General features: G+C 72.3%; 24 protein-coding genes. 14 read left to right on the top strand and 10 right to left on the bottom strand.

What is annotated here, in order from left to right; translation table 11 throughout:
• Nucleotides 1-456: 456 nt before the first annotated feature.
• Entirely contained in the window at nt 457-630 is a 174-nt protein-coding gene (locus tag ACGFT2_RS13905; protein ID WP_393277454.1) for a hypothetical protein, read from the top strand.
• Between the two features lie 339 nt (nt 631-969).
• Nucleotides 970-1,344 carry a hypothetical protein gene (locus ACGFT2_RS13900; RefSeq protein ID WP_393277452.1) on the top strand — a complete coding sequence of 125 codons (375 nt, stop codon included), beginning with the start codon at nt 970-972 and terminating at the stop codon, nt 1,342-1,344.
• A 265-nt stretch (nt 1,345-1,609) separates the two neighbouring features.
• On the opposite strand, the gene ACGFT2_RS13895 is transcribed toward ACGFT2_RS13900, so the two are convergent.
• Nucleotides 1,610-2,659: a Ku protein gene (locus ACGFT2_RS13895; RefSeq protein ID WP_393277451.1), complete on the bottom strand. Its 1,050-nt coding sequence runs from the start codon at nt 2,657-2,659 to the stop codon at nt 1,610-1,612.
• Nucleotides 2,660-2,712: 53 nt separating this feature from the next.
• Between ACGFT2_RS13895 and ligD the strand changes: the two genes are divergently transcribed.
• The gene (gene ligD / locus ACGFT2_RS13890) at nt 2,713-3,600 is read left to right on the top strand and encodes a non-homologous end-joining DNA ligase (RefSeq protein WP_393277450.1); all 888 of its coding nucleotides are present in this window, start codon (nt 2,713-2,715) and stop codon (nt 3,598-3,600) included.
• Nucleotides 3,601-3,881: 281 nt separating this feature from the next.
• Here ligD and ACGFT2_RS13885 read toward each other — a convergent pair whose 3' ends face one another.
• Nucleotides 3,882-4,685, bottom strand: coding sequence for a nuclease-related domain-containing protein (locus tag ACGFT2_RS13885; protein WP_393277448.1), 804 nt, complete (start codon nt 4,683-4,685; stop codon nt 3,882-3,884).
• Nucleotides 4,686-4,809: 124 nt separating this feature from the next.
• Between ACGFT2_RS13885 and ACGFT2_RS13880 the strand changes: the two genes are divergently transcribed.
• From ACGFT2_RS13880 to ACGFT2_RS13860, 5 genes are all read left to right on the top strand, one after another.
• Complete coding sequence (locus ACGFT2_RS13880) at nt 4,810-5,316, top strand: dual specificity protein phosphatase family protein (protein ID WP_393277446.1); 507 nt, start codon at nt 4,810-4,812, stop codon at nt 5,314-5,316.
• A gap of 181 nt (nt 5,317-5,497) precedes the next feature.
• Nucleotides 5,498-6,220: a hypothetical protein gene (locus tag ACGFT2_RS13875; RefSeq protein ID WP_393277444.1), complete on the top strand. Its 723-nt coding sequence runs from the start codon at nt 5,498-5,500 to the stop codon at nt 6,218-6,220.
• Complete coding sequence (locus ACGFT2_RS13870; RefSeq protein WP_393277442.1) at nt 6,217-7,467, top strand: ATP-binding protein; 1,251 nt, start codon at nt 6,217-6,219, stop codon at nt 7,465-7,467. The genes ACGFT2_RS13875 and ACGFT2_RS13870 overlap by 4 nt, the downstream gene beginning before the upstream one ends.
• A 411-nt stretch (nt 7,468-7,878) precedes the next feature.
• Nucleotides 7,879-9,240 (top strand): FtsW/RodA/SpoVE family cell cycle protein, encoded by a 1,362-nt coding sequence (locus tag ACGFT2_RS13865; protein ID WP_393277440.1) that lies wholly within the window; start codon nt 7,879-7,881, stop codon nt 9,238-9,240.
• Between the two features lie 23 nt (nt 9,241-9,263).
• Nucleotides 9,264-10,721 carry a penicillin-binding transpeptidase domain-containing protein gene (locus ACGFT2_RS13860; protein WP_393277692.1) on the top strand — a complete coding sequence of 486 codons (1,458 nt, stop codon included), beginning with the start codon at nt 9,264-9,266 and terminating at the stop codon, nt 10,719-10,721.
• 161 nt (nt 10,722-10,882) lie between these two features.
• On the opposite strand, the gene ACGFT2_RS13855 is transcribed toward ACGFT2_RS13860, so the two are convergent.
• Nucleotides 10,883-11,728: a hypothetical protein gene (locus tag ACGFT2_RS13855; protein WP_393277690.1), complete on the bottom strand. Its 846-nt coding sequence runs from the start codon at nt 11,726-11,728 to the stop codon at nt 10,883-10,885.
• Nucleotides 11,729-11,807: 79 nt separating this feature from the next.
• A complete protein-coding gene (locus ACGFT2_RS13850; RefSeq protein ID WP_393277438.1) occupies nt 11,808-12,950 on the bottom strand; it encodes a ferritin-like domain-containing protein in 1,143 nt (380 codons plus the stop codon).
• Between the two features lie 122 nt (nt 12,951-13,072).
• Between ACGFT2_RS13850 and ACGFT2_RS13845 the strand changes: the two genes are divergently transcribed.
• The 4 genes from ACGFT2_RS13845 (at nt 13,073) to ACGFT2_RS13830 (ending at nt 16,408) form a co-directional block, all read left to right on the top strand.
• On the top strand, nt 13,073-14,011 hold the full coding sequence (locus ACGFT2_RS13845) for a diiron oxygenase (RefSeq protein ID WP_393277436.1): 939 nt from the start codon (nt 13,073-13,075) through the stop codon (nt 14,009-14,011).
• Nucleotides 14,012-14,201: 190 nt separating this feature from the next.
• The gene (locus tag ACGFT2_RS13840; protein WP_393277433.1) at nt 14,202-14,852 is read left to right on the top strand and encodes a TetR/AcrR family transcriptional regulator; all 651 of its coding nucleotides are present in this window, start codon (nt 14,202-14,204) and stop codon (nt 14,850-14,852) included.
• 10 nt (nt 14,853-14,862) lie between these two features.
• Nucleotides 14,863-15,165 carry a hypothetical protein gene (locus tag ACGFT2_RS13835; RefSeq protein WP_393277430.1) on the top strand — a complete coding sequence of 101 codons (303 nt, stop codon included), beginning with the start codon at nt 14,863-14,865 and terminating at the stop codon, nt 15,163-15,165.
• A 112-nt stretch (nt 15,166-15,277) separates the two neighbouring features.
• Entirely contained in the window at nt 15,278-16,408 is a 1,131-nt protein-coding gene (locus tag ACGFT2_RS13830) for an NlpC/P60 family protein (protein ID WP_393277427.1), read from the top strand.
• Here the strand turns inward: ACGFT2_RS13830 and ACGFT2_RS13825 are convergent.
• Genes ACGFT2_RS13825 through ACGFT2_RS13805 form a run of 5 tightly spaced genes read right to left on the bottom strand, consistent with a single transcriptional unit; the run spans nt 16,381 to nt 22,309 of the window.
• Nucleotides 16,381-17,634: a styrene monooxygenase/indole monooxygenase family protein gene (locus ACGFT2_RS13825; protein WP_393277424.1), complete on the bottom strand. Its 1,254-nt coding sequence runs from the start codon at nt 17,632-17,634 to the stop codon at nt 16,381-16,383. The genes ACGFT2_RS13830 and ACGFT2_RS13825 overlap by 28 nt on opposite strands.
• A 26-nt stretch (nt 17,635-17,660) precedes the next feature.
• Nucleotides 17,661-18,320: an ATP/GTP-binding protein gene (locus ACGFT2_RS13820; RefSeq protein WP_393277422.1), complete on the bottom strand. Its 660-nt coding sequence runs from the start codon at nt 18,318-18,320 to the stop codon at nt 17,661-17,663.
• Nucleotides 18,301-18,708: a DUF742 domain-containing protein gene (locus ACGFT2_RS13815; RefSeq protein WP_393277419.1), complete on the bottom strand. Its 408-nt coding sequence runs from the start codon at nt 18,706-18,708 to the stop codon at nt 18,301-18,303. Before ACGFT2_RS13815 ends, ACGFT2_RS13820 begins: the two co-directional genes overlap by 20 nt.
• On the bottom strand, nt 18,705-19,208 hold the full coding sequence (locus ACGFT2_RS13810; protein ID WP_393277416.1) for a roadblock/LC7 domain-containing protein: 504 nt from the start codon (nt 19,206-19,208) through the stop codon (nt 18,705-18,707). Before ACGFT2_RS13810 ends, ACGFT2_RS13815 begins: the two co-directional genes overlap by 4 nt.
• Nucleotides 19,205-22,309, bottom strand: coding sequence for a nitrate- and nitrite sensing domain-containing protein (locus ACGFT2_RS13805; protein WP_393277413.1), 3,105 nt, complete (start codon nt 22,307-22,309; stop codon nt 19,205-19,207). The genes ACGFT2_RS13810 and ACGFT2_RS13805 overlap by 4 nt, the downstream gene beginning before the upstream one ends.
• A 385-nt stretch (nt 22,310-22,694) precedes the next feature.
• Here ACGFT2_RS13805 and ACGFT2_RS13800 point away from each other — a divergent pair, with 385 nt between their 5' ends.
• A complete protein-coding gene (locus tag ACGFT2_RS13800; RefSeq protein ID WP_393277410.1) occupies nt 22,695-23,483 on the top strand; it encodes a protein phosphatase 2C domain-containing protein in 789 nt (262 codons plus the stop codon).
• A 141-nt stretch (nt 23,484-23,624) separates the two neighbouring features.
• Here ACGFT2_RS13800 and ACGFT2_RS13795 read toward each other — a convergent pair whose 3' ends face one another.
• Entirely contained in the window at nt 23,625-24,116 is a 492-nt protein-coding gene (locus ACGFT2_RS13795) for a MarR family winged helix-turn-helix transcriptional regulator (protein ID WP_393277407.1), read from the bottom strand.
• A 240-nt stretch (nt 24,117-24,356) separates the two neighbouring features.
• Here ACGFT2_RS13795 and ACGFT2_RS13790 point away from each other — a divergent pair, with 240 nt between their 5' ends.
• Nucleotides 24,357-25,181 (top strand): lysozyme, encoded by an 825-nt coding sequence (locus tag ACGFT2_RS13790; RefSeq protein ID WP_393277404.1) that lies wholly within the window; start codon nt 24,357-24,359, stop codon nt 25,179-25,181.
• The last annotated feature ends 145 nt before the right edge of the window (nt 25,182-25,326 follow it).

Here is a 25,326-nt window from a genome sequence, read left to right as displayed (position 1 = left end):
CTGGGTGCCGGCGGGCGCCCGGGGGCGCCCGCCGGCAATGCGGTCAGACTCAGTCGTCGCCGGCGTACGCGTTCCACTCGTTATCCCCGTACGCACCGTAGTGCCGGGTGAAGGACAGCTTGCCGAGCAGTTTGGCGATCACGACGCACTCCTCTCGCATCAGATGCCCCACATGGCATATTGCCACATATGGCATACATGCGGTATATGCGATATGCGGAGCATCAGCCGCGTATGTCTACCGGCTCACGGCACGTGCTTGCAGGCCCGGGCCCAGGACCGAAGTCAGCCGACGTCGTCCCGGGGCTGGAGGTCACAGCAGGGAGGCCAGGTGCACGAGACGCGCTGCTGCCGCTGGACGACCCGGGCGGAGGTGGTGGGACACAGGGACACCGCCTGTCCAGGGTTTCGTCCCTGCCTCACAGGCACTGGGGCAGTGAGCACGGAGGTTCTGAGATGAGTGCTGGAGAGAAGGCCAAGGCGAAGGCCGAGCAGGTCGCCGGAATGGCCGTGCGAAAGGCGGCCCATGCGGTGCACAAGGACACCCTCGCGGCGAAGGGCGCAGCCCTGGAAGCTCGAGGGAAGATGCGGGGCGCGAAGGAGAGGACCAAGGGCTCGTTCAAGCACTGACGATGTCGTGACCTTGAGTCACCGCGCGCTCGTGACACTGAACGACCGTTCGCAGGCCTGACGGCCGGCCAGTCGTACCACCGGGGCGCGGCGAGGGCGGTTCGCGCCCTCGTGGGTCGGTGTTGCGGGTGCGGTGGTGTTGCGGGGTGTGGTGGGGTGGTGCCTGCGGTGCGGTGCACGTGGTGCATGCGGTGCACGTGGTGTGGTGCGTGCGGTGCATGTGGTGTGGTGCATGTGGTGTGGTGCGTCGGTGCACGTGGGGCGTGCGGCCCCCGGCGTACGGCCGGCCGTACACATCCGGAACCGTCTACTCGGCGCGGCCAGGGGCAGCCGGTGCCCATGACACTGGCACGCTCCCTACCCGACGAGGCGTCCGAGTGGTGGATCTTCCTGGGCACATTCGTTGTCTACGCCTGCGGCCGTTGGTTCTTCGCCTGGCGGCAGGCCCGGCGCGAGGGCGACAGTCACCCCGTGCGCGCCGCGTTGGCGGAGGAGGACGATCCTGCTGCGACGCACGCGGCCCTGACAGGTGGCTTCCGCTCCTACCGGCAGTTCTTCGGGTTCGTCGCCAGCGGCATCGCGGTGGTCCTGGTCGCCACCTTCACCGGTGGCCGGCTCCGGGTCGCGCTGCTGTGGATCACCATTCCGCTGTTGGTCATCGCGCTGTCGTACCTCGACTTCCGCCAGGCCCGGAAGGCACGCTCAAGCGCTTGAGACGGCATGCCGGGACGCGGTCGTGCGCCAGCAGTTGGCCCCCGCGCGGCCCGCCGTCCGGAACTGGCGGGCCAGCGCCTCGGAAGGCGCCGCCGCGGGGTAAACGGAACCTACGCCTCCGGGCGGCAAAACGGAAGGCCCGATTTCGGCAGCGGTCGTCGTCCGGCTCACCTGCGTGCTCCCGTCACACGTCACCGTCGACCGCCCGGTCACGAACAAGGCCTCAGACCTCAGACCTCAGGCCTCAGACCTCAGACCTCAGACCTCAGGCCGAGCGTTTTCGTGAAGTCGTCTTCTTCGCCGCCGTCTTCTTCTCCGCCGCCGTGCTCTTCGCGGACGACCTCGCCGTGCTCTTCGTCGCCGCCGTCTTCTTCGTCGGCTCCGCGGACTTGGACGTCGACTTGCGCGCGGCCGCCGGTTTCTTGGCGGCAGCCGTCTTCTTCGCCGTGGACGTCGACTTCTTGCCCCCGGGCTCCTTGGGGGCGGCCCGGCGCCGGGGCAGTGGCCGGACCTCGGCCTGGTCGCCGGAGGGCTCCGCGCCGCGCGATTCCCTGGCCGCCCGCACGCTGTTCTCCAGGGCCGCCATCAGGTCGAGCACCTTGCCCCCGGCCGCCGGTTCGGGCGTCTCCGGCGGTGCCTCGCCGGAGGCCTTCGCGGCGATGACCTCCTCCAGCGCCTGCCGGTACTCGTCGTGCAGGTCCGCCAGGTCGACCTCGCCTAGCGTGTCCATCAGGGCGTCCGCGAGGTCGAGTTCCTTGTCGCGGATGGTGACCTCGGTGTCCGGGGCCAGGCCCTCGGGGGCGCGTACCTCGTCCGGCCAGAGCAGACCGTGCATGGCGATGGCCTCGCCGACCACGCGCAGCATGCCGAGGCGCTCCCGGCCGCGCAGCGCGAACTTGGCGATGGCGACCTTGTTGCTGCGCTTGAGGGCCTCGCGCAGGAGTGTGTACGGCTTGGCCGCCGGGGCCCCGCTCGCCGCCAGGTAGTAGGCGGACCCCATCTGCAGCGGGTCGATCCGGTCGGCCGGCACGAAGGCGACGATGTCGATGGTGCGGGCGGTCGGGATGGGCAGGTGGGAGAGGTCGTCGTCGGTGATCGGGATGATCGTGCCGTCCGCGTCCTCGTAGCCCTTGCCGATCTCGTCCTGGGTGACCTCGCGGTCCTCCAGTTCGCAGACCTTGCGGTAGCGGATGCGGCCGTTGTCCTCGGTGTGGATCTGGCGGAAGGCGATCGAGTGGCTCTCGGTCGCGTTCACCAGCTTGATCGGGATGCTGACGAGACCGAAGGAGATGGCGCCGTTCCAAATCGATCGCACGTGCCGCACCCTTCCTTTACCGTTTTGTCCGGTCCGTCTGGGATTGTCATCCTATGACGCCTATCACGGAGGTGGAGGGGCGGCGGGTCTCGCTCAGCAACCTGGAGAAGGTGCTCTATCCGGAGACCGGCTTCACCAAGGGAGAGCTGCTGCACTACTACGCGACCACCGCCGGTGCCCTGCTGCCGCATCTGCGCGACCGCGCGGTGTCCTTCCTGCGGTATCCGGACGGCCCCGACGGTCAGCAGTTCTTCACCAAGAACGTGCCGCCTGGTACGCCCGACTGGGTCACGACCGCCGAGGTCCTGCGCTCGTCCTCGGAGGGACCGGCCCGGATGGTGGTCGTGCAGGACCTGCCGAGCCTGGTGTGGGCGGCCAACCTGGTCACCGAGTTCCACACCCACCAGTGGCTGGTGCAGAGCCCGGACGAGGCGGACCGGCTGGTGTTCGACCTGGATCCGGGCGCCCCGGCGACCGTCGTCCAGTGCTGCGAGGTCGCCCTGTGGCTGCGCGAGCGGCTCGCGGTGGACGGGATCGAGGCGTACCCGAAGACGGCCGGGTCGAAGGGGCTGCACCTGCTGGCGGCGGTGCGCGGGAGTTCGCCGGACCGGACGTCCGAGTACGCGAAGGCGCTGGCGGTGGAGGCGGAGCGGGCGATGCCGCGGCTCGTGGTGCACCGGATGACGAAGAGCCTCAGGCCGGGGAAGGTCTTCGTCGACTGGAGCCAGAACGCGGCCCGCAAGACCACCGCGACGCCCTACACCCTGCGCGCCCGCGCGGCCCCGCTGGTGTCTGCGCCGGTCACGTGGGAGGAGGTCGAGGAGTGCGACGGCCCCGGCCGGCTGGAGTTCCTGGCCGACGACATGGCGCCGCGGCTGCAGGACCACGGGGATCTGCTGGCACCGCTGCTGGACCCCGGCAGGGCGGCCCCGCTGCCCTGACCCGCACACTCCCCGCAGGCGTTTCCGTCCCGCGCCTCCGCGGCGCACACGCTCCCCGCAGGCGTTTCCGTCCCGCGCCTCCGCGGCGCACACGCTCCCCGCAGGTGTTCCGGTCCCGTGCCGCCCCGGCCTCCGCCCCCGTTTCGGCCCTGCACCTCCGCGGCGCACACGCTCCCCGCAGATGTTCCGGTCCTGCGCCGCCCCGGCCTCCACCCCGAGGCGTTCCGGTCGTGCGCCGCCCCGGCCTCCACCCCCGGGTGTTCCGGCCCGTGCCGCCCGGCCTACACGCTCCCCCAGGTGTTCCGGTCCCGTGCCATCGCGTGCAGCGCCTCCACGTCCGCCGGTTTCAGCACCCCGCCGAGGCGGGCCAGCGCGCCCAGCTCCGGGTCCTGCAGGATCCGTATCCCGCGCGGCTCGGCGGTCACGGTCAGCTGGGCCGGGCCCGCCAGCGCCAGAACCGGGTGGACCTCGGCGGTCAGGGCGAAGGCGGCCCGGTCGGCGGCGGCGCGCAGCCGGCGCAGCAGCGGCTCGGCCTCGCGGCGGCCGACGGTGACCATGGGGCCGGCGACCAGCACCCTGCTCTTGCGGGCGTACAGGGCCCGGACGGCGAACAGGCCGCCGGGGCCGATCAGCAGGTGGTGGATGCGGTCGGCGCCGGGGAGCGGCACGGAGTGCAGGGTGTGCCAGCCGGCGCCCTCCAGCCGGTCCAGGGCCTCGCCGACGGTCTGCTCGGCGGACAGGGCGCGCCGGCGCGGGTCGGGGCGCAGCCGGTGGGTGGGGCCGGGGGCGCGGTCGAGGTCGACGAGCAGGGCCTCGCCGGGGCGGTTGGGCGCCAGGTCGTCGTCCGGGTGCAGGGTCAGCCGGGCGAGTTCCGCGGGGGTCGGTACCGGTGGCGGGCCCACGGTCACGTGGCCGGTCAGGAATGGTTTCAGGGCCGCGAGGACGTCGTCCCGGCCGTCCTCGCCGAGCAGGTTGACCCGGGCCGTCTCACGGTCGTACCAGGCGACGCTGCTTCCGTCCGGCCGGCAGACGTACAGCCGTTCCCGGCCGTGCCGGAAGGCCGGCACCACGCGCAGTCCGCTCATGCGCCATCACCCCTCGACCATGGGAACAGGCAGGGTGCTCCCGGGGCAAGACCGGTTACCTTGGATGGCGGCCCTGCGAGGGCGCGTTGTGGCGGCCCTGCGAGGGGGAGTTGGGGAGGCGCCGGTGCGGACCCGCGGAAAGCAGCACGACGTACCGGCGCCGGAGCGCCCGTGGAGTGAGATCGTGCCCGGTCTGTGGATGGGTGGGCACGAGTTCCGGGGCCGTTCGGGCCGGCTCGAGTCCGTCGTCGTGCGTGCCGAGTTCGATCTCGTGCAGTCGCTGCTGCGGCTTCCGGGGTACGGGCCGGATCCGGGCGTGGAGCACCATGTGTGGCCGATCCCGGACGGACCGCTGGACGGCACGCAGCTCGCCGGGGTGATGCGGCTGGCCCGCGCGGTGAACGAGACGCTGGACGCCGGCCGCCGGGTGCTGGTGCGCTGCCACCACGGGTACAACCGCTCGGGCCTGGTCATCGCGCACGCCCTGGTCCAGCGCGGGAGCTCGCCCGACGAGGCGATCCGGCTGATCCGCGACCGGCGCTCGGCGTGGGCGCTGCACAACGAGCTGTTCGTGGAGTACCTGCGGGCGGGGCTGTCCACCGTGCGGCTGCTGGAGGAGCTGGCCGAGTAGCCGCCGCGTCCGGACATCGGGGACGGGTGCCGGAATCCGACGCCGGGATCGGACGTCCTCCCCCGATGCACAAAACGGACTTCCTTCGGAATCTGGGCACACTTCCATACGAACCGACGAATTAAGGTGGGGGGCCCTACCGATCCCGACGCCCAGGAGCACCGTGCCATCCCGCCGCCCCATGCGTACCGCCCTCGCCGTGACCGCCGTCGCCCTGCTGTCGGCGACGGCGGCGGCCTGCGGGGACACCGGCGCGCTGCAGGCCGCGGGGTCGACCCCGACCGCCGTCAGCCCCGCCCGGCTCTGGCCGAACCTCAGGCCGGCGTCCAGTCCGGCCTACCCGTACGACGTGGCGACCAGGGCGATCGTCAAGGGGGTGAAGGTCCCCGGTGACGACATCCGCAAGGTCGACCCGGTGGACGTCGTCGAGGCGGAGATCAAGGCGCATCCCGACGACTACTCCGCCAAGGGCGCCTACCACGGGACCGCGGACCGGATGAAGGCGTGCCGCGCCGGTGGGGACGAGGCGCGCTGTCCGCTGCTGAAGCCGTACTACCGGGATCTCACCGGGGACGGCAGGGCCGACCTGACGCTCGGCTTCCGACTCTACCCGACCAACCAGACGGCGGTGCGGGTCTACACCGTCGAGAACCACAAGCTCGTGCAGGTGCTGTCGGACAACGACGCGATCATGGGAGTGGAGCTGGCCGGCCGGGCGCTGATCGAACGCTCTCCGGCCGACATCTCCGGCTACGAGTACCGCACCACCTGGGTGTGGGATCCCGGGGAGCGCGCGATGACGTTCTCCCGCGACGAGTATCTGCACACCGACGGCCGACGGCACGGCAAGAAGCCGTCGCCCTCGCCGTCCCCGTCGGGCGGCCCGTCCGCGAGCACGCGGTGAGACCGCTGCTGCCGCAGTGGGCCGGCACGCTCGCCGTGAAGGCCGCCGCGTTCATCACGGTGATGTGCTGTGCGCTGGCCGCGCTGCTCGGCGTCCTGGTGCACGTCTCGGTGACCAACCAGACCGTCGGTCAGGCCCGCGACCTCGCCCTGTCCCGGCTCGCGGACGCGACCGAGGCGTACGAGGCCGGGGACCGGCTGCTGCCGGGTGCGGGGGTCGACCCCGGGGGGCTGCCCGCGCCGCTGCGGTCCCTGGCGGCGGACGGCAAGCGCGGCACGATGGTGTCGAAGCACCGGGGGCATCCCACGATGTGGGCGGCCGGTCCGGCGGCCGGGCACCGGGCGCTCGCCGTGGAGGTCGACTACTCGCAGCAGTCCGGCACCATCGCCGGGCTCGACAAGGCGATCCTGTGGTCCTCCGTGCTCGCGATCGGGGCGACGGTGCTGGTCGGTGTGTTCGCGGTGACCCGGGTGACCCGGCGACTGCACGGCACCGCGCGGGTGGCGCGGCGGATCAGCGCCGGCGACCTGGACGCCCGGGTGCACGACCCCCGGACGAAGGATGCGAGCCGCCCGCAGGACGAGGTGGCCGCGGTGGCGGCGGCCCTGGACACCATGGCGTCGTCCCTGCAGGGCAAGCTGCTGAGCGAGCAGCGGTTCACCGCGGACGTGGCGCACGAGCTGCGGACCCCGCTGACCGGGCTGCACGCGGCGGCCGAGCTGCTGCCGCCGGGCCGGCCGACGGAGCTGGTCCGCGACCGGGTGGCGGCGCTGCGCACGCTCACCGAGGACCTGCTGGAGATCTCCCGGCTGGACACCGGGCGGGAGCGGCTGGACGTCGACACCGAGGAGCTGGGGGCGCTGGCCCGGCGGGTGGTCCGGGCGTCCGGCACGGACACCGAGGTGCGGATCGTGCGGGACGCGCGGGTGGAGACCGACCGGCGGCGGCTGGAGCGGGTGCTGGGCAATCTGGTGGCCAACGGGCACAAGCACGGCGGCCCTCCGGTGGTGCTCACCGTGGACGGGCCCGTGGTGACCGTGCGGGATCACGGGGGCGGGTATCCGGAGTACCTGGTGGCCCATGGGCCACAGCGCTTCCGCACGGAGGGTGGGGCCAAGGGCCACGGACTCGGGCTGACCATCGCGCTGGGACAGGCGGAGGTCCTGGGCGCGCGCCTGTCCTTCGGCAACGGTGCGGACGGGGGCGCGGTGGCGACGCTGACGTTGCCGACGGCCGAGGAGGGGTGAGGGGTCTGGTGCGGCCCGGAGTGCGGGTGCGGGAGCGAGTGGGCCGAGCGCGCAGTTCCCCGCGCCCCTGAGGGAGTCACCGGGGGCGGTGCCGGAGGGGCGCCGCTCCTGCGGGCCACCCGCAGGACGCCAGGAGTGCGGGTGCGGGAGCGAGTGGGCCGAGCGCGCAGTTCCCCGCGCCCCTGAGGGAGTCACCGGGGGGCGGTGCCGGAGGGGCGCCGTTCCTGCGGGCCGCCCGCGGGCCGTCGCGAGAGCGGGTGCGGGGGTGAAGAGGGTGGGCGTGTGGTTCGCCGTGTCTCCGGGGAGCCTCGGCGCTCGGGGCGGCTGTCGTGTCGCCGTTCCCTCGGCGGCTCGCCACGCGGGGTGGGGTGGCTTGGGGCGGGAGTCGCCCAGTTTGGGTAGGTTCCGGGCATGACGAACGCCGGAACCACCGTAACGGCGGCCAAGGCTCCCGCACCTGCCGTGCGGCTCCCCCGGCGCCGGGGCATGGAACTCGCCCTGATCGTGCTGGCCGTGCTGCTGTCCGTGTACGGCTACTGCGCGGTGGGGCTGGCGCGGACCGGTACCGTCCCGCCCGGTGCCGTCGGCTACGCCGCCGGGCTCGGGGTGCTCGCCCTGTTCGCGCACCTCGCGGTCCGTATCCGGGCGCCGTACGCCGATCCGCTGCCGCTGCCGATCGGCGTGCTGCTCAACGGGCTGGGGCTGGTGCTGATCTACCGGCTGGACCTGGAGACCCCGGGCGACCGGGCGGCCCCCACCCAGCTGGTGTGGTCGACACTCGGGGTGGGTCTGTTCATCGCCGTCGTCCTGATGCTGCGCGACCACCGGTTCCTCCAGCGGTACTCCTACGTGTGCGTGGTGGCGGCGCTGGCGCTCCTGCTGCTGCCGATCCTCTTCCCGGCGGTCAACGGCGCCCGCATCTGGATCCGGATCGCCGGATTCTCCATCCAGCCGGGTGAGTTCGCCAAGGTGCTGCTCGCGGTGTTCTTCGCCGCCTACCTGGCCGACAACCGCAACGCCCTCGCGTACAGCGGCCGCCGGGTGTGGCGGATGCAGTTCCCGACCGGGCGGGTGCTCGGCCCGATCGTGACGATCTGGCTGCTGAGCGTCGGCGTGCTGGTCCTGGAACGCGATCTCGGCACCTCACTGCTGTTCTTCGGCCTCTTCGTGGTGCTGCTGTACGTCGCCACCGGCCGAACCGGCTGGATCGCGGTCGGGCTGGTGCTGGCGGTCCTCGGCGCGTTCGCCGTCGGCCGGCTCGAGCCGCATGTGAACGGCCGGATCGAGGACTGGCTGCACCCGTTCGCCACCATCGAGGCCGGGCTGGGGCCCAACCAGCTCTCCCAGTCGCTGTTCGCCTTCGCCGCGGGCGGTTTCCTCGGCACCGGACTCGGGCTCGGGCACTCGGTCCTCATCGGCTTCGCCGTGAAGTCGGACTTCATCCTGGCCACGGCGGGCGAGGAGCTGGGCCTTGCGGGGCTCGCGGCGATCATCCTGCTGTACGCCCTGCTGGTGGAGCGCGGCTACCGGGCGGGGCTCGCCCTGCGCGAGCCGTTCGGCCGGCTGCTCGCGGTGGGGCTGGCCTCGATCCTCGCGCTGCAGGTGTTCGTGATCGCGGGCGGGGTCACCGGGCTGATCCCGCTGACCGGCATGGCGATGCCGTTCCTCGCCCAGGGCGGCTCCTCCGTGGTCACCAACTGGGCGATCGTGGCACTGCTGATCCGGGTGAGCGACTCGGCGCGCAGCCAGTACGACGGCCAGGAGGCCCCGTGACCGAGTACTCCGGCGGGCGGCCGATGGCCCGGTACATCCGGCACGCCTGCGCGTTCTGCACCCTGTTGCTGGCGGCCCTGCTGGTCAACGCGGCCCGCGTGCAGCTCGTGCAGTCGCGCCTGTACGACGGCAACCCGGCCAACCGGCGGCCCACGATCGCCCGTTACCAGCAACCGCGCGGAGACATCCTGGTCGGCGGCGAGCCGGTCACCGGGTCCACGGACACCGGGGAGCAGCTGCGCTACGAACGCACCTACCGGGACGGCCCGTTGTTCGCCCCGGTCACCGGCTTCGCCTCGCAGATGTACGGCACCACCTTCCTGGAGCACAGCCACGACGGGGTGCTCTCCGGCACCGATCCGATGCTGTCGCCGCTCCCCCTGTGGAACGACGTGACGCGCAAGCGGAGTCCGGGCGGGGACGTCGTGACGACCCTGAACCGGCAGGCGCAGGAGGCGGCGTACCGGGGTCTGGCCGGGCGCAAGGGTGCGGTGGCGGCGATCGAGCCGGCCACGGGCCGGGTCCTGGCCCTGGTGACCAGCCCGTCGTACGACCCCTCGGCGCTGTCCGGCAACGGCGAGGCGGTCGCGTCGGCGTGGGCGCGGTTCAACCACGATCCGGAGAAGCCGATGCTCAACCGGGCGGTGCGGCAGACGTATCCGCCGGGTTCGACGTTCAAGGTGGTCACCGCGGCTGCGGCGCTGGACGCGGGCGTGGTCTCGGATCTGGACGCGCCGACGGACTCCCCCGACCCGTACCGGCTGCCGGGCACCACGACCCGGCTCACCAACGAGGCGGACGGCTGCCGTGACGCCTCGCTGCGGACGGCCTTCGAGTGGTCGTGCAACACCGTGTTCGCCAAGCTGGGCGTGGACGTGGGGGCCGACGACATGACGGCCACGGCACGGGCGTTCGGGTTCAGCGACACCGGCCTGCGCATCCCGTTCTCCGTCTCGCCCAGCACCTTCGACCAGCACGTGGACAAGGCCCAGCTGGCGCTGTCCTCGATCGGGCAGTACAACACCCGGGCCACGCCGTTGCAGATGGCGATGGTGGCGGCGGCCGTGGCGAGCGACGGGCAGCTGCGGACGCCGTATCTGGTGGAGCGGACGACCCGCAAGGGTGGCGAGACGGTCGCCGGGGCGGGGCCGCGTCCGGTCCGGCAGGTGATGCGGCTGGCCACGGCGGCCCGGCTGAAGGAGCTGATGACCGACGTGGTGGAGGAGGGCACCGGCACCCAGGCGGCCATCCCCGGCGCCATCGTCGGCGGCAAGACCGGCACCGCCCAGCACGGGGTCGGCAACGCCGGTGTGCCCTATGCCTGGTTCGTCTCCTGGGCGCAGGCCGACGACGCCGTGGAGCCGGGGGTGGCGGTCGCGGTGGTGGTGGAGGACGCCTCGGCCGACCGCGGTGAGATCAGCGGCGGCGGGGACGCGGCCCCGATCGCGAAGGACGTGATGCGGGCGGTACTCGGCCGGTGACACGGGAACGCCCGCCGCGCCCCGGGGGGCGTACGGTCGGCGGCCCCCGGCGTACGGGTGCCGCCGGCCACGCCCAGGGGGCGTACGGCCGGCTTCACCCGTACGCCACCCGTACGCCGTCACGCCGCGGGCGTCCGTCGCGGCCTCGCGGCCGCGGCCGGTCAGCCGATCGGCTTGACCATCTCCGAGCGGATCTTGACGGTCCTCTTCGCGAGCGCCTCCAGGTCCACGTCCGAGGGGCTCTGCGACACGGCGTCCGTGGTCACCTCGGCGATCGTGGCGCCCGTGTTGCCGTCGGCCCAGGCGCACATGGGCAGGGTCACCTTGGTCCCGAGCTGGTTCTGGGTCAGCACCTGGCAGCTGATCGTGACGTCCAGGTCGAATTCCTTCGGCGGTACGGCGACCGTCGCGCTGCCACTTCCGGCGGCGCCCTTCATCATGTTCTTGCGGGCCGCTTCGGTGTTCTTGAACCGGCCGTACATGCCCGACACCACCAGGGTGCCCTTGGCCTCGTCACCGCCGGCGGTGTAACTGCCGACGACACCGTGGGTGTCCTTGGCGTCCCAGGCGCCGTCCGCCTCGGACTCGATCTTCTGGCCCTCGGAGGCGGACATGTCCCGGCTGAGCTGGTACTGCCCGTCCAGCAGCGTCTTGGGCAGGGTGAGCTTGTTCTCGGCCGCGGGGAAGCCGCTCTCGGCCAGGACGCCGATCAGCACGATCACCGCGACGACCGCCGCGATCACACCGCCCACGATCCCGAGCACCAGGCCGACCCGGCGCTTCTTCGGGGGCGGCGCCATGGGCGGCGCGCCCCAGGCGGGGTACGGCTGCTGGGGGTGGGCCTGCTGCGGAGGGTACGGCTGCTGGGGGTACGGCGCACCGTACGGACCGGGGGCGGCCTGCGGGGGCTGCGGGGGCTGCTGGCCGTACGGGGGCTGCGGAGGCTGCTGACCGTACGGGGGCTGCGGCTGATTCGGATGCTGCGGCTGCTGCGGCGGCGGAGGCATGGACACGCCAGCACGCTACTGCACCCGGGTGAACGGCCGGAAACCACACCCCGATTCGTCCCGTCTCGCCCCGCTCGGGTCAGCCCTTCCCCTCCGCCCCCGCCTCCCCTCTCTCCGTTTCCGCCGCACCCGACTCGATCGCCCCTCGTATCTCGGCCACGCGCTCCCGCTCCTCCGCCGCGAAGCGTTCCGCGTCCAGCCGCTCGGCCAGTTCCTCGTCCTGCGACATCAGCAGGTCCAGATCGGCGTCGCCCATCTCCAGGACGCCCATGTCCACATACGCCTGCTGCAGCCGCCTGCCCCACAGGCCGATGTCCTTGACGCAGGGCACGATGCGGCTGAACAGCAGCTTGCGGAACAGCTGGAGGAACTCGGAGCGTTCGCTGAGCGTCTCCGCCTCGGCCCTGGGGATGCCGAAGTTCTCCAGCACCTCCACCCCGCGCAGCCGGTCGCGCATCAGGTGGCAGCCCTCGATGACGAACTCCTCGCGCTCGCGCAGTTCGGCGTCGGTGAGCTGCCGGTAGTAGTCCCGGAGCGCCATCCGGCCGAAGGCCACGTGCCGGGCCTCGTCCTGCATGACGTAGGTCAGGATCTGCTTGGGCAGCGGCTTGTCCGTGGTGTCCCGGATCATGCCGAACGCGGCCAGCGCCAGGCCCTCGATCAGCACCTGCATGCCGAGGTAGGGCATGTCCCACCGGCTGTCGCGCAGGGTGTCGTCGAGGAGGGACCGGAGGTTGTCGTTGATCGGGTAGAGCAGGCCGATCTTCTCGTGCAGGAACCGGCCGTAGATCTCGGCGTGCCGGGCCTCGTCCATCGTCTGGGTCGCGGAGTAGAACTTGGCGTCCAGGTCGGGCACCGACTCGACGATCCGCGCCGCGCAGATCATCGCGCCCTGCTCACCGTGCAGGAACTGGCTGAACTGCCAGGACGCGAAGTGCCGGCGCAGCTCACCCTTGTCCCGTTCGGTGAACTTGTCCCAGTACTTCGTGCCGTAGAGGGTCATCGCCTCCTCGGGGGTGCCGAGCGCGTCGTACGGATCGACCTCCAGGTCCCAGTCGATGCGCCTGCTCCCGTCCCACTGCTTGTCCTTGCCCTTCTGGTACAGGGCGAGCAGCCGGTCACGGCCGTCGTCGTACTCCCAGCTGAACCGGGCCGCACCGGTGGCGGCCACCTGCCAGGGCGAGTCCCCGGCGTCGTCGGCGTACAGGTCTCGGGTCGGCATACTTCGCAGGCTCACACGTAGACGCGGAGTCAACAAGTCATGCGCAAGGGATTGACGACCTTGCTGACAGGCAGTCTCATAAGAGGCGGACGACGTACCCCGGGTGACGAGGTGAGGGAGCCATGACGACCCTGACGGAAGCGGACGCGCTGGACGGCCTGCGCGACGCGCTCGGCCTGCTCAAGGACCGGGAGCAGGTGGCCGAACGACTGCTGGCCTCCTCCGCCAAGCACTCCTTCGACCCGGACAGGGAGCTGGACTGGGACGCGCCCTTCGAGGAGGGCAAGTGGTTCTGGCCGCCGGAGCTGGTGTCGCTGTACGACACCCCGCTGTGGAAGCGGATGAGCGAGGAGCAGCGCATCCTGCTCTCCCAGCACGAGGCGGCGGCCCTGGCCTCGCTCGGCATCTGGTTCGAGATCATCCTGATGCAGCTGCTCGTCCGGCACATCTACGACAAGGCGGCGACGAGCGCGCACGTACGGTACGCGCTCACCGAGATCGAGGACGAGTGCCGGCACTCGAAGATGTTCGCGCGGCTGATCTCGCAGGGCGGCACGCCCTGGTACCCGGTGAACCGCGCGCACCTGAACCTCGGCCGCCTGTTCAAGACCGTCTCGACGACCCCCGGCTCCTTCACCGCCACGCTGCTCGGCGAGGAGATCCTGGACTGGATGCAGCGGCTGACGTTCCCCGACGAGCGGGTGCAGACCCTGATCCGGGGCGTCACGCGCATCCACGTGGTCGAGGAGGCGCGCCATGTCCGGTACGCCCGTGAGGAACTGCGGCGCCAGATGGTGACCGCCCCCAAGTGGTCCCAGGAGTTCACCCGGGTCACGTCCGGCGAGTTCGCGCGGGTGTTCTCGGTCGCCTTCGTGAACCCCGACGTGTACCCGAACGTGGGCCTCGACAAGCGGGAGGCCATGGCCCAGGTGAAGGCGAGCGGGCACCGCCGGGAGGTCATGCAGACCGGCGCGAGGAAGCTGACCGACTTCCTGGACGACATCGGGGTGCTGCGGGGCGTGGGCCGGCGGCTGTGGCGGTCCTCGGGACTGCTGGCCTGACACACGAGGCCGGCCGCGGTGTCGGGCCTGCCGGCCTGACACACGGGGCGCCGCGGCACCGGGAGTCCCGCGCCCCCTCGAGGCCGGCCGCGCCTTTCGGCCGGAGGGGCGCGGGGCACTGCGGCGGCAACCCGCCACGGCCCGACGCCGCCCGCGCCCGGTCCCCCGGAGCGGCGATTAGGCTGACGGCATGACCCCGTCGGCCACCCCCGCGTACCGCCGCCTGAGCGTCGAGGAACGCCGTAGCCAGCTCCTCACCGCCGCGCTGTCCCTCTTCGCGCACCGCGCCCCCGAGGACGTGTCGCTGGACGACGTGGCGGAGGCGGCCGGGGTCTCCCGTCCGCTGGTGTACCGCTACTTCCCCGGCGGCAAGCAGCAGCTGTACGAGGCCGCCCTCCGGTCCGCCGCCGAGGAACTCCGGCTGTGCTTCGACGAACCCCGCGACGGCCCGCTGCTGCCCCGGCTGTCCCACGCCCTCGACCGCTATCTGACCTTCGTGGACGAGCACGACACCGGCTTCAGCGCGCTGCTGCAGGGCGGCAGCGTGGTGGAGACGTCCCGGACGACGGCCATCGTGGACGGGGTGCGCCGGGCCGCCGCCGAGCACATCTACAGCCATCTCGGCGTGCCGCTCCCCGGCGCGCGGCTGCGCATGACGGTCCGGACCTGGATCACGGCCGTGGAGGCGGCCTCGCTGATCTGGCTGGACGAGGACAAGCAGCCCCCCGTCGAGGAACTGCGCGACTGGCTGGTGGAGCAGTTCGTCGCCGTCCTCACGGTCACCGCAGGACGCGACCCGCAGACGGCCGCCGTCGTCGGCGCGCTCGCCGAGGAAGGCTGAGACCGCAACCGTGAAGAGCCAGGACATCCCCTTCGAGGACGGCCCCATGGACGGGCGCGTGCTGCCCGTCCTGCTCGGCCCCACCGGACACCCCCCGAAGACCTACCGCATCCCCGTCCCGGACCCCGCCGGCGGCCCGCCCACCACGCTGGTCTACCGCCGCGTGCCCCGGGGACACAGCAGGCGGCTGGGGCTGATCCAGGGCTGGAAGTACCGGTACGACCCGGACGACACCTCCGGCGGCAGGCTCAAGTGGCCCTGGTCCAAGCCGGACGTCCCGCCGTCCGGCAAGCCGGACGACACGAACGAGTGAAAGCGCTGCGCCGATCCGCGCACACGTCACACAAAACGGACAAAGTCACGTCTGATTATCGGGTTGCGACGAGAGGCGGAGAGACCGCCTCCACCGCACCGGAGGTGATGACGTGTCAGGAAGGCTTCTCCGTCTGGCCTGTACCGCAGCGATGGCGGCCCAGGCCGTCCTCGCGCCGGTGCCGGCGGTGGCCGCACCGGACCCGCAGCGATCCGTCTCGCAGCTGCTGACGGACCTTCAGCAGCTGTACCGGAAGGCCGAACAGGCCACCGAGACCTACAACGCCACGGCGGTGAGGCTGGAGCGGCAGCGCGCCGAGGTGGCCCGGCTCGACGGCGAACTGGCCCGTGCCCGCCTCGCCCTGCGCGGCAGCCGGACCGACGCCGGCCGCCTGGCCCGCCAGCAGTACCAGAACGGCGGCAACTTCGGCCCCTACCTCCGCCTGCTCCTCGCCCGCGATCCGCAGCACGCCCTGGACGAGGGCCATGTCATCGGCGAGCTGACCCGCGAACACGCCCGGACGGTGGCCCGGCTGACCGGCGCGGAGAAGCGGGCGGACGCCCTGGCACGCGCGGCCCGCAAGGCGCTCGACACCCAGCTCACCCTCGCGGACCGGCAGCACAAGCAGCGCGACGACGTCCGGGCCAGGCTGGGGGACGTCGAACGCCTGCTGGCCTCCCTCACCCCGGCCCAGCTCGCCGCCGTGGCCCGGCTGGAACAGCAGGGGGTCGCAGCGGCCCAGCGCAAGCTCACCACCGCCGGGGCCCTGCCCACGGCCCGCCCCGCCTCCGGCGAGGGCGACCGCGCCGTCCACTACGCCATGGACCAGCTCGGCAAGCCGTACCGGTGGGGCGCCCAGGGGCCCTCGGCGTACGACTGCTCGGGCCTGACCTCCCAGGCCTGGCAGCATGCGGGCACGCCGATCCCCCGCACCAGCCAGGAGCAGTGGCGGCAGCTGGAGCGGGTGCCGCTGAACGAACTGCGCCCCGGTGACCTCGTCGTGTACTACCCCGAGGCCACACACGTGGCGATGTACGTGGGAGACGGCAGGGTCGTACAGGCGCCGAGGCCGGGCGGGCAGGTGAAGGTCTCGCCCCTGGCCTCCTATCCGGTGCTCGGCGCCGTGCGTCCGGACGACCCGCCGGGGGCGCGGACCACCACGCTCCCGGCCGCGAACCACCTCGCGCAGCCGGTCCGCCCGCACCCCGGGGACGATCAGGCCCCGGCGACCGAGGCCAGGTAGGCCTGCGTCTTCTCCGGCTCGTAGAAGAAGTCCTCGAAGTCGGCCGGGTCGTTGAAGGCGTTGGCGAAGCGGTCGGCGACCGGCTGCAGCTGGCCGGCCGCACCGATCAGGTTCAGGATGTGCTCCGGCGGCGGCGCCAGCATCGCGTTCGTCCACTTGGTGACGTGCTGGGCGGTGGCCCAGTAACGGTCGAAGGTGGCGCGCATCCACTCCTCGTCGAACGGCTCGTCCCCCCGCTCCAGGATGGACGCGAGGTAGGCGGCCGCGCACTTGGCCGCGGAGTTGGAGCCCTGGCCGGTGATCGGGTCGTTGGCGACGACCACGTCGGCCACGCCGAGGACCAGACCGCCACCGGGCAGCCGGCCGATCGGGTTGCGGACGGTCGGCGCGTAGCGGCCGGCCAGCGTGCCGCCGGCGTCGGTGAGTTCGACCTTCGTCGCCCGCGCGTACTCCCAGGGCGTGAACTTCTCCATGAGTTCCAGGGTCAGGGAGAGGTGCTCCGCCGGGTCCTTGACGCCGTTGAACGCGTCGACCGGGCCGCCGGGTATGCCCTCCCAGAACAGGATGTCGGCGCGGCCGGAGGTGGTGAACGTCGGCATGATGAACAGCTCGCCGACGCCGGGGACCAGGTTGCAGCGGACCGCGTCGAACTCCGGGTGCTCCGGGCGCGGTCCGAGCCCGTGGACGTACGCCACGGCGAGGGCGCGCTGCGGCTCGGCGTACGGGGAGCGCTCCGGGTCCCGGGCGAACATCGACACCAGTTCGCCCTTGCCCGCCGCGACCAGGACGAGGTCGTAGGTGCGGGAGAAGTAGTCGAGGTCGCCGACGGCCGCGCCGTGGATGACCAGCTGGCCGCCGCGCTGGGCGAAGGTGTCCATCCAGCCGGCCATCTTCACCCGCTGGTCGACCGACTGCGCGTATCCGTCCAGCCTGCCCACCCAGTCGATCGCCCGCTGGGTGGGGCCGGGGTCGTGCGAGCCGGGGGCCGCGACCGAGACGCCCAGTCCTTCGATCTTCGGGGCCTGGGACTCCCAGAAGTTCAGCTGGAGGTCGCGCTCGTGCTGCAGGGCCGTGTGGAACATGCACTGCGTCGACATGACCCGGCCGGAGCGGATCTCGTCCGCGGTCCGGTTCGACATCAGGGTGACCTCGTAGCCGTGCGACTGCAGGCCGAGGGCGAGCTGGAGTCCGGACTGGCCGGCTCCGACGACGAGTATCTTCCGCATGCGGGTGGTTCTCCTACGGGTGAGGACTACTCGGGGGTTTCGTCCAGCGCGTGGGCCACCAGGCCCAGCAGGGTCTCGATGACCGAGATCCGCCGTCGCGCATCCATGATCATGACAGGGATGTGCGCGGGTATGGTCAGCGCCTCCCGTACGTCCTCGGGCTGGAACCGCTCGCTGCCGTCGAAGTGGTTGACCGCGACGACGTACGGCAGTCCGCAGCTCTCGAAGTAGTCCAGCGCCGGGAAGCAGTCCTTCAGGCGGCGGGTGTCGGCCAGCACCACGGCACCGATGGCACCGCGCACCAGGTCGTCCCACATGAACCAGAACCGCTGCTGGCCCGGCGTGCCGAACAGGTAGAGCACCAGGTCGTCGTCGAGCGTGATGCGGCCGAAGTCCATCGCCACGGTGGTGGTGAGCTTGCCCGGCGTGGCCGACAGGTCGTCGGTCTCCTGGCTCGCCTCGGTCATCAGCGCCTCGGTCTGCAGGGGCGTGATCTCCGAGACGGAGGTGACCAGGGTGGTCTTGCCGACTCCGAAGCCCCCGGCCACCACTATCTTCGTGGCGACGGGAGCCCGGCTACGGTCCGTCTGCCAGGACTTCAGGTCACCGTCGGGCTCTATGTGACCGGCGGCGAGGGGGTTGCCTCCGACCCCGGAGGCGACGGCGTCAGAGACGACGGAGTCCACTCAGCACCCTTTCCAGCAGAGCGCGGTCCGGGCGGCCGGTGCCGTGACCGGTTCCGGTGCCGTACACACGGATCTTTCCCTGGTCCGCGAGGTCGCTCAGGAGTACGCGGACCACGCCGAGCGGCATCTTCAGCAGCGCGGCGATCTCGGCCACCGTGCGCATACGGCGGCACAGTTCGACGATGGCCTGCATCTCCGGCATGATCCGGGTGGTGAGCGGGCTGTTCGTCAGTTCCTTGCGCTCCTCGCCGGCCTCCAGCGCGGCCACGAACGTCTCCACGAGGAGGACGTGGCCGAAGCGGGTACGGCCGCCGGTGAGCGAGTAGGGGCGCACGCGGGCGGGTTTGCGGTCGCCGCCGCGGACGGGGAGCTTCGCGGTTCCGCTCATCGGGTGCTCCCGGCCGGCCGGGACTCGAGCGACTGCCGCAGCTCCGAGCGCAGTTCCGGGGTGAGGACGTGGCCGGCGCGGCCCACGAACAGGGCCATGTGGTACGCCACGACACTCATGTCGCACGCGGCGGAACCGTGTACGCCGAGCAGCGAGCCGTCGCTGATGGACATCACGAACAGGCTGCCTTCCTCCATCGCGACCATCGTGTGCTTGACCGCGCCGGAGTCCATCAGCTTCGCGGCGCCGACGGTGAGGCTGCCGATGCCGGAGACGATGGTGGCGAGGTCGGCGGCGGAGCCGCGGGGGCCGCCGCGCTGGGCGCCGCGGGCCTCGCGGGCCTCCTCCGCGTGCCCCGGGTCGGACGACAGCAGCAGCAGACCGTCGGAGGAGACCACGGCGACGGACTGGATGCCGGGGACTTCTTCGACCAGGTTGGTCAGCAGCCAGTGCAGGTTGCGGGCTTCACTGCTCAGTCCGTAGGTACTGGGCGCGGTCAACTGCTTGCCTCCTCGGCTGTGCCCCCCGTGGCTTCTTCGGCGTGTGCGTAGCCGGCGGGCCGTGGGTGGCCGGCCGTCTGTTCGGAGATCTCCGCCTCCACGTCGCGATAGCCGGCCTGGGCGCCTTGGCGGAAGCCGCCGAGCCTGCGGCGCAGGGCCTCGGCGTCGACGCTGGTGCTGCGCTGGCGGGGCGGGGCGGAGGGTGCGGTGATCTTGGGTGTGCGCTTGGGGAGGCCCTTGCTGGTGACCGGGTCCTCCGGGGCGGCCTCGGCCGCGCCTTCGGCGGGGCGGCCGTTTCCGATGGCTCCGCGGGTGCGGCTCTCGCCGGCGGGGGCGGCCGGCTCCTGCCGGGCGGATCCGCCGGCGGCGGCCGCCGGGTCGTGCGGCACGCTCTGCGCCGGCTCCGCCGACAGGTCGGGGAGCAGCAGCTCCATCGTCGTCTCGGCCGGCGTCTCCGGCGGGGCCTTCGGGTGGCTGCGCGGGTGCGGGGTGCCCGGTTCCGCGTGTTCGTGGGCCGCGTGATCGTGGGCCGTGTGTTCGGCCGGACCGCCGAAGACGCCCCCGCCCTCGTGCGCCGGACCACCGACTGCGTGCCCGTGGCTCTCCTCGGCCGGACCGGCCAGGTCGCCCTCGTGGCTCGCCTCGGCCACACCGGCCGGGGTTCCCTCGTGGCTCTCCCCGGCCCGACCGGCCGGGGCGTCGCCGTGGCTCTCGTCGGCGTCGTCGTAGCCGTCGTCGGCCAGGGCGCCCACGGCGCCTTCGTGGCCCTCCCCGGACCGACCGTCCGGGGTTCCCTCGTGGCTCTCCCCGGCCCGACCGGGCGGGTCGCCGTCCTGGCTGTCCTCGGCCTGGCCGCCGGAGGCGTTCCGTACCGCCTCTTCCGCGAGGGTGACCAGGACGTCGCCCTCCTTGGTGCGGCCGTGCAGGACGTTGGAGTTGACCTCGGCGTCGGCGCCGGGGAGGGAGAAGGTGCCCGTGCCGCCCGGGACGGTGGTCCCGGGCGGGAGCGCGACCGGCGGGGCATCGGCGAGCAGGGTGGCGGGAAGCACCACGACCGCGGCGATCCCGCCCTGCTTCTGCTCACGCAGCTGGACGCGGACCCCGTACCGGTGGGCCAGCCGGGCGACGACGTAGAGGCCCAGCCCCAGGCCGTCCTCGCCCTCCTGGTCGTAGGGGGACTCCGGGTCGAACTCGGCGAGGCGGGCGTTGAGCCGGTCGAGGCGCTCCCCCGCCATGCCGATGCCCTCGTCCTGGACGGAGAGCATGACCTCGCCCGACTCCAGGAGCCAGCCGGAGACCTCGATCGGCAGGTCCGGCGGGGAGAACGAGGTGGCGTTCTCCAGGAGTTCGGCGAGCAGGTGGGAGAGGTCGTCGGCGGCGAAGCCCGCGACATGGGCGTGCGGCGGCAGGGCGGCGATGCGGACGCGTTCGTACCGTTCGATCTCGCTGACCGCCGCGCGGACCACGTCGACCAGCGGCACCGGGCCGTGGTGCTGCTGGACGTGCTCGGTGCCGGCGAGGACCAGGAGGTTCTCGCTGTGCCGGCGCATGACCGTGGCGAAGTGGTCCAGCTTGAAGAGCGTGGCGAGACGGTCGGGGTCCTGCTCGCGCTCCTCCAGGCCCTCGATGACCCCCAGCTGGCGCTCGACCAGGCCCAGGGTGCGCAGGGCCAGGTTCACGAAGGTGGAGCCGATGCTGGTGCGCAGCATGTCCAGCTGGGCGGCGGACTCGGCGAGTTCGGCGCGCAGCTCCTCACGGGCGTCGGCCATCTTCTGCCGCTGGCCGACCAGGTGCTTGCGGTCGGTCTCCAGTGTGCCCACCCGCTCGTGCAGGGCGAGCGCGTGCGCGTGCAGGGCGTTGACCGAGCGGACCACCTGGGCGAACTCGTCGTTGCGGCCGGTGAAGCCGATCGGTTCCTGGGCCGCCGGGTCCTCGGCCTGCGCGAGGCGGGCCGAGCCGCGGCGCAGGACCGACAGCGGGCGGGTGAGGGTGCGGGCCATGGCGGTCGCGACGCCGATCGTCACCAGCAGCAGGGCGCCGAGGACGGCGACGCGGATCTCCAGGGCGGTGACGTCGTCGTCCCGGAGCTCTTCGAGGTCCTTGGTGCGGTGGTCGTACAGCGCGGACTCGGTGCCCCGCATCAGGTCGACACGGGCGGACAGGGCGGCGTCCAGCTTCTTGGTGCTGGTGGCCAGCTCGTCGTCGGCCAGCGTCGGCTGGTCGGTGAGCGTGGCGAGGTACTTCTCCGCGGAGTTGACCTCGGGACCGGTGACCGTGGAGCCGTAGGAGGCGGCGGCCGCCTTGGGGGCGGTCTCGCGGAAGTCGGCGAGGGCGGAGTCGGCGCGCAGCCGGGCCTGCTGGGCCGCGGCGGTGAGGGCGTCGCGCTGCTTCCTGTCCGCATCCGTCGAGGTGGCGGTCGTGGTGGGCAGGCCGGTGGTGGGGCTGATCACCGTCTCGGTGCCCGACGGGACGTTCAGCGCGGCGAGCAGCAGACCGCGGGCGGCGGCGGACTGCTGGACCGCGGAGTCCAGCTCGGCGAGCGCGTAGGCGCCGGAGCCGGCCCGCGAAGGCATCTGCTCGGCCAGCTGCTCGGCGACCCGGTGCAGGTCGGTGATGGTCTCGGAGTAGGCCTGGTGGGCCTCGAGGGCGGTGCTCTTGCCGGTGAGCGCGGCCCGGCGGACGGCGGCGATGCCGTCGAGGTCGGCACGCATGCTCGCGGGGGTGTCGCTGTCCGCGCGCAGGTCCTCGACCTGCCGGTCCACGCGGGCGCTGCGGTCCTCGGAGGGCGCCTTGGCCTTGGCACGGCCGGCCGCGATGTAGGAGGTGACCTCGTCACGCTCGTCGGCGAGCGCGTGGGCGAGGGCGAGCGCGTCCTGGGTGCGGGTGGCCAGCGTCACCAGCTCCTGGGAGTCGCCGACGTCCTGGGAGGCCGTGAGCACGGCGGGCGCTCCGGCCCCCGCGACGGCCGCGGCCACCACGGCGACGGCGACGATCAGCCGAGTGCGCACGTGGGTGGGACGGCCGGTGCCCACGGAAGTCTGCTGGGCGGTCCCCGCGGGGGACGTCTGCCTGCCTGTGCGCCGAGGCCGCTTCTTCTGCACCGGTGCTCGCATTCCTGAACTCGTGTACCCAAGGGCCCGGGTGGCGCCCCGTCATTTCGGTGCCAAGTGGTGCATGCACCCGCTTCGTACGGTTCCCGACCCTCCCAGCGCCGGTGGGCAGTGGTCGTGCATCACCTGACCCGCCACCCGAAGGAGTGAACATCGGAGGGGAGTTGGCGGGCAAGTTCCGCCGGCGCATGCGGCGGGCCTGTCCGGCGGGCCGGTTGGACGTGCGGCGGCAGGCTTTGGCAGTATTCGCCACCACGTCTTCCCGGAGCACCTCAATCCCGCTCAAACCAGGCGCCTGACCTGCGAGGTCGTGCTCATTCGACGGTGCTTGCCAGCCTTTGGCGAAGCGTGTGAAGGCCTGGTGCAGACTGGCCGGATGCGAACTGATCTCGTCTCGGAACCCGGCGCCGCCGCCCGCCCCAACGAGGACTTCGTGGGCGTCGGACTACCCGCCTCCGGACAGGGAGGTTGCGTGGTCGTCCTGGACGGGGTCACGCCGCCGGCCGGTGGAACGGGCTGCCTGCATTCCGTTCCCTGGTTCACCGCGCGGCTGGGCGGGGCGCTGACCGAACTGACCGTTTCCAGGCGAGATCTGACGCTGCCGGAGCTCCTGGGGCGCGCTGTCCGCCGGACCGCCGAGGCCCACGTCGGCACCTGTGACCTTTCTCACCCACGGACCCCGCAGGCAACCGTGGTCCTGACCCGCTGGTCCGCCGACACGGTGGAGTATCTGGTGCTGTCCGATTCGGCCTTGCTGCTGCAGGGGCCCGACGGCACGGTCACCGCGGTGCTGGACGACCGGCTCGACCGGCTGCCCCCGTCCGCGCTCGCCACCGACGCCCTGGTGGACGCCACGCTGCGCAACAAGGAGGGCGGCTTCTTCACGGCCGCCGCCGACCCCTCGGTGGCCGCACGCGCGGTCACCGGTGCCGTGCCCCGGCGAGAGGTCCGCGCGCTGGCCGCGCTGACGGACGGGGCGACCCGCTGGACGGAGAAGTTCCACCAGGGCGACTGGACGGCCCTGTTCGACACGGTCGTCAAGGCCGGCGCCCGCTCGCTGGTCGAGCGGGTGAGGGAGCTGGAGACGGCGGACCGGGAGGAACGGACGTTCCTCGGCCGGAGCAAGACGCACGACGACGCGACGGTGGCGTACGTGGAGCTGTGAGCGACCGCCGAGGGTCTCGTGGGGCCTTGCGGGGCTCTGCCGAGGGTCTCGTGGGGCCTTGCGGGGCTCTGCCGAGGGTCTCGCGGGGCCTTGCGGGGCTCTGCCGAGGGGCCTCAGCGGTGCGGCCCCGGCAGGCGGGGACTACCTCTCCATGACGCCGTTCAACTCGTGCAGCAGCCGGGCGAGTTCCGAGACCTCGTGGCGGTCCCAGTGGGCGAGCTGGCTGACGTAGCGCGCACGGCGTGCCTCGCGGACCTTGCCGACCCGGCCGCGCCCCGTGTCGGTGAGGGTGACGAGCCAGGCCCGGCCGTCGGCCGGGTCGGGCTGGCGGGCGATCAGGCCCAGGTCCTCCAGGGCGCGCAACTGGCGGGACATGGTGGCCTTGCCGACGCCGATGTAGGCGGCGAGTTCGGTGGCCCGCTGGCCGCCCAGCTCGTCCAGCCGGATGAGCAGGCCGTACGCGGAGGACTCCAGGTCCGGATGGACCTCGCGGGCCATCTCCCCCTGGTTGGCCCGGGCACGCCGGAGCAGCACGGTCAACTCGCGTTCCAGTGCCAGGAATTCCTGGTCCGCACCACTGGGCGTCATCTGGCCGGTGACGCGATGTGCGTCGCCGTTCGCGTCCTCGTGCACGTCACTACCCCTGATCGGTTTCGCGGTACTGAAAGTTTCCGTCATTCGCCCTCATCGCCCCAGCTCCGTCAGTATTTCGCAGGCGTAGACCAACGGCGGGCTCCGGACCCCCTTCCCACCCCGTCATCTACGTGCGTAGCTTCTTTACCAGGCAAACAGTGGCATGCCCACGCCAGTGGTGCGGCCCCCCACGCATCGGTCACCGCCACGCTTCCCCCACCTCGTTTCCGGAGGCACGTCATGCCCGTGCACAGACCCGGCCCCGTCCGCCCGCGCCCCCTGGCCGTCCTCCTCACGGCCCTGCTCGCGGCGCTGACCCTCACGCTGCCCCTCACCTCCGCCCAGGCCGCGACCACGCCCGTCCGCGGCTCCGCACACCTGGGCATCGGCGTCCTCGCGCACGACGGCCGCGGCGGCACGCCCAGCACGGCCGACGTCACCCAGACCGAGGGCGTGGACGTCTCCGCGTACCAGGGCAACGTCGCCTGGTCGACCCTGTGGAGCAGCGGGGTGCGCTGGGCGTACACGAAGGCCACCGAGGGCACGTACTACACCAACCCGTACTTCGCCCAGCAGTACAACGGCTCCTACAACGTGGGCATGATCCGCGGCGCCTACCACTTCGCGACCCCGGACACCACCAGCGGCGCCACCCAGGCCAACTACTTCGTCGACCACGGCGGCGGCTGGTCCCGGGACGGCCGGACCCTGCCGGGCGTCCTCGACATCGAGTGGAACCCCTACGGTGCCGCCTGCTACGGCAGGACCGCGAGCCAGACGGTCGGCTGGATCGCCGACTTCGTCAACACCTACAAGGCCCGCACCGGCAGGTATCCCGTGATCTACACCGCCACCAGCTGGTGGTCCCAGTGCACGGGGAACTACGGCGGCTTCGCCGCGAACGACCCGCTGTGGATCGCCCGGTACGCCTCCGACCCGGGGACGCTGCCGGCCGGCTGGCCGTACTACACGATGTGGCAGTACACCTCCTCCGGCCCGACCGTCGGCGACCACGACAGGTTCAACGGAGCCCTGGACCGGGTGCAGGCCCTGGCCAACGGCTGACATCCGCGCCCGTGGCCCCTGCCGCACCCGGCGGGGGGCACGCTGCGGAAGAGCCTCACCCGGCGGGGGCGAGGCTCCGGGAGAGCCTCGCCCCCGCACTCGAGCTGCGGCCCGCACGACACAGGGTGCGGGCCGCACGACCCCG

This window comes from Streptomyces sp. NPDC048514 (assembly GCF_043199955.1).
Taxonomy (GTDB): domain Bacteria; phylum Actinomycetota; class Actinomycetes; order Streptomycetales; family Streptomycetaceae; genus Streptomyces.
The sequence above is the reverse complement of the archived record's forward strand: the minus strand, read 5'-3'. Positions and strand labels throughout refer to the sequence as shown.

What these genes read in the sequence shown, in the direction of transcription:
- ACGFT2_RS13905 (WP_393277454.1), top strand. Translation starts at nt 457, where the DNA reads ATGAGTGCTGGAGAGAAGGCCAAGGCGAAGGCCGAGCAGGTCGCCGGA.
- ACGFT2_RS13900 (WP_393277452.1), top strand. Translation starts at nt 970, where the DNA reads ATGACACTGGCACGCTCCCTACCCGACGAGGCGTCCGAGTGGTGGATC.
- ligD (WP_393277450.1), top strand. Translation starts at nt 2,713, where the DNA reads ATGACGCCTATCACGGAGGTGGAGGGGCGGCGGGTCTCGCTCAGCAAC.
- ACGFT2_RS13885 (WP_393277448.1), bottom strand. Translation starts at nt 4,685, where the DNA reads ATGAGCGGACTGCGCGTGGTGCCGGCCTTCCGGCACGGCCGGGAACGG.
- ACGFT2_RS13875 (WP_393277444.1), top strand. Translation starts at nt 5,498, where the DNA reads ATGCGTACCGCCCTCGCCGTGACCGCCGTCGCCCTGCTGTCGGCGACG.
- ACGFT2_RS13865 (WP_393277440.1), top strand. Translation starts at nt 7,879, where the DNA reads ATGACGAACGCCGGAACCACCGTAACGGCGGCCAAGGCTCCCGCACCT.
- ACGFT2_RS13860 (WP_393277692.1), top strand. Translation starts at nt 9,264, where the DNA reads ATGGCCCGGTACATCCGGCACGCCTGCGCGTTCTGCACCCTGTTGCTG.
- ACGFT2_RS13855 (WP_393277690.1), bottom strand. Translation starts at nt 11,728, where the DNA reads ATGCCTCCGCCGCCGCAGCAGCCGCAGCATCCGAATCAGCCGCAGCCC.
- ACGFT2_RS13850 (WP_393277438.1), bottom strand. Translation starts at nt 12,950, where the DNA reads ATGCCGACCCGAGACCTGTACGCCGACGACGCCGGGGACTCGCCCTGG.
- ACGFT2_RS13845 (WP_393277436.1), top strand. Translation starts at nt 13,073, where the DNA reads ATGACGACCCTGACGGAAGCGGACGCGCTGGACGGCCTGCGCGACGCG.
- ACGFT2_RS13840 (WP_393277433.1), top strand. Translation starts at nt 14,202, where the DNA reads ATGACCCCGTCGGCCACCCCCGCGTACCGCCGCCTGAGCGTCGAGGAA.
- ACGFT2_RS13825 (WP_393277424.1), bottom strand. Translation starts at nt 17,634, where the DNA reads ATGCGGAAGATACTCGTCGTCGGAGCCGGCCAGTCCGGACTCCAGCTC.
- ACGFT2_RS13815 (WP_393277419.1), bottom strand. Translation starts at nt 18,708, where the DNA reads ATGAGCGGAACCGCGAAGCTCCCCGTCCGCGGCGGCGACCGCAAACCC.
- ACGFT2_RS13800 (WP_393277410.1), top strand. Translation starts at nt 22,695, where the DNA reads ATGCGAACTGATCTCGTCTCGGAACCCGGCGCCGCCGCCCGCCCCAAC.
- ACGFT2_RS13790 (WP_393277404.1), top strand. Translation starts at nt 24,357, where the DNA reads ATGCCCGTGCACAGACCCGGCCCCGTCCGCCCGCGCCCCCTGGCCGTC.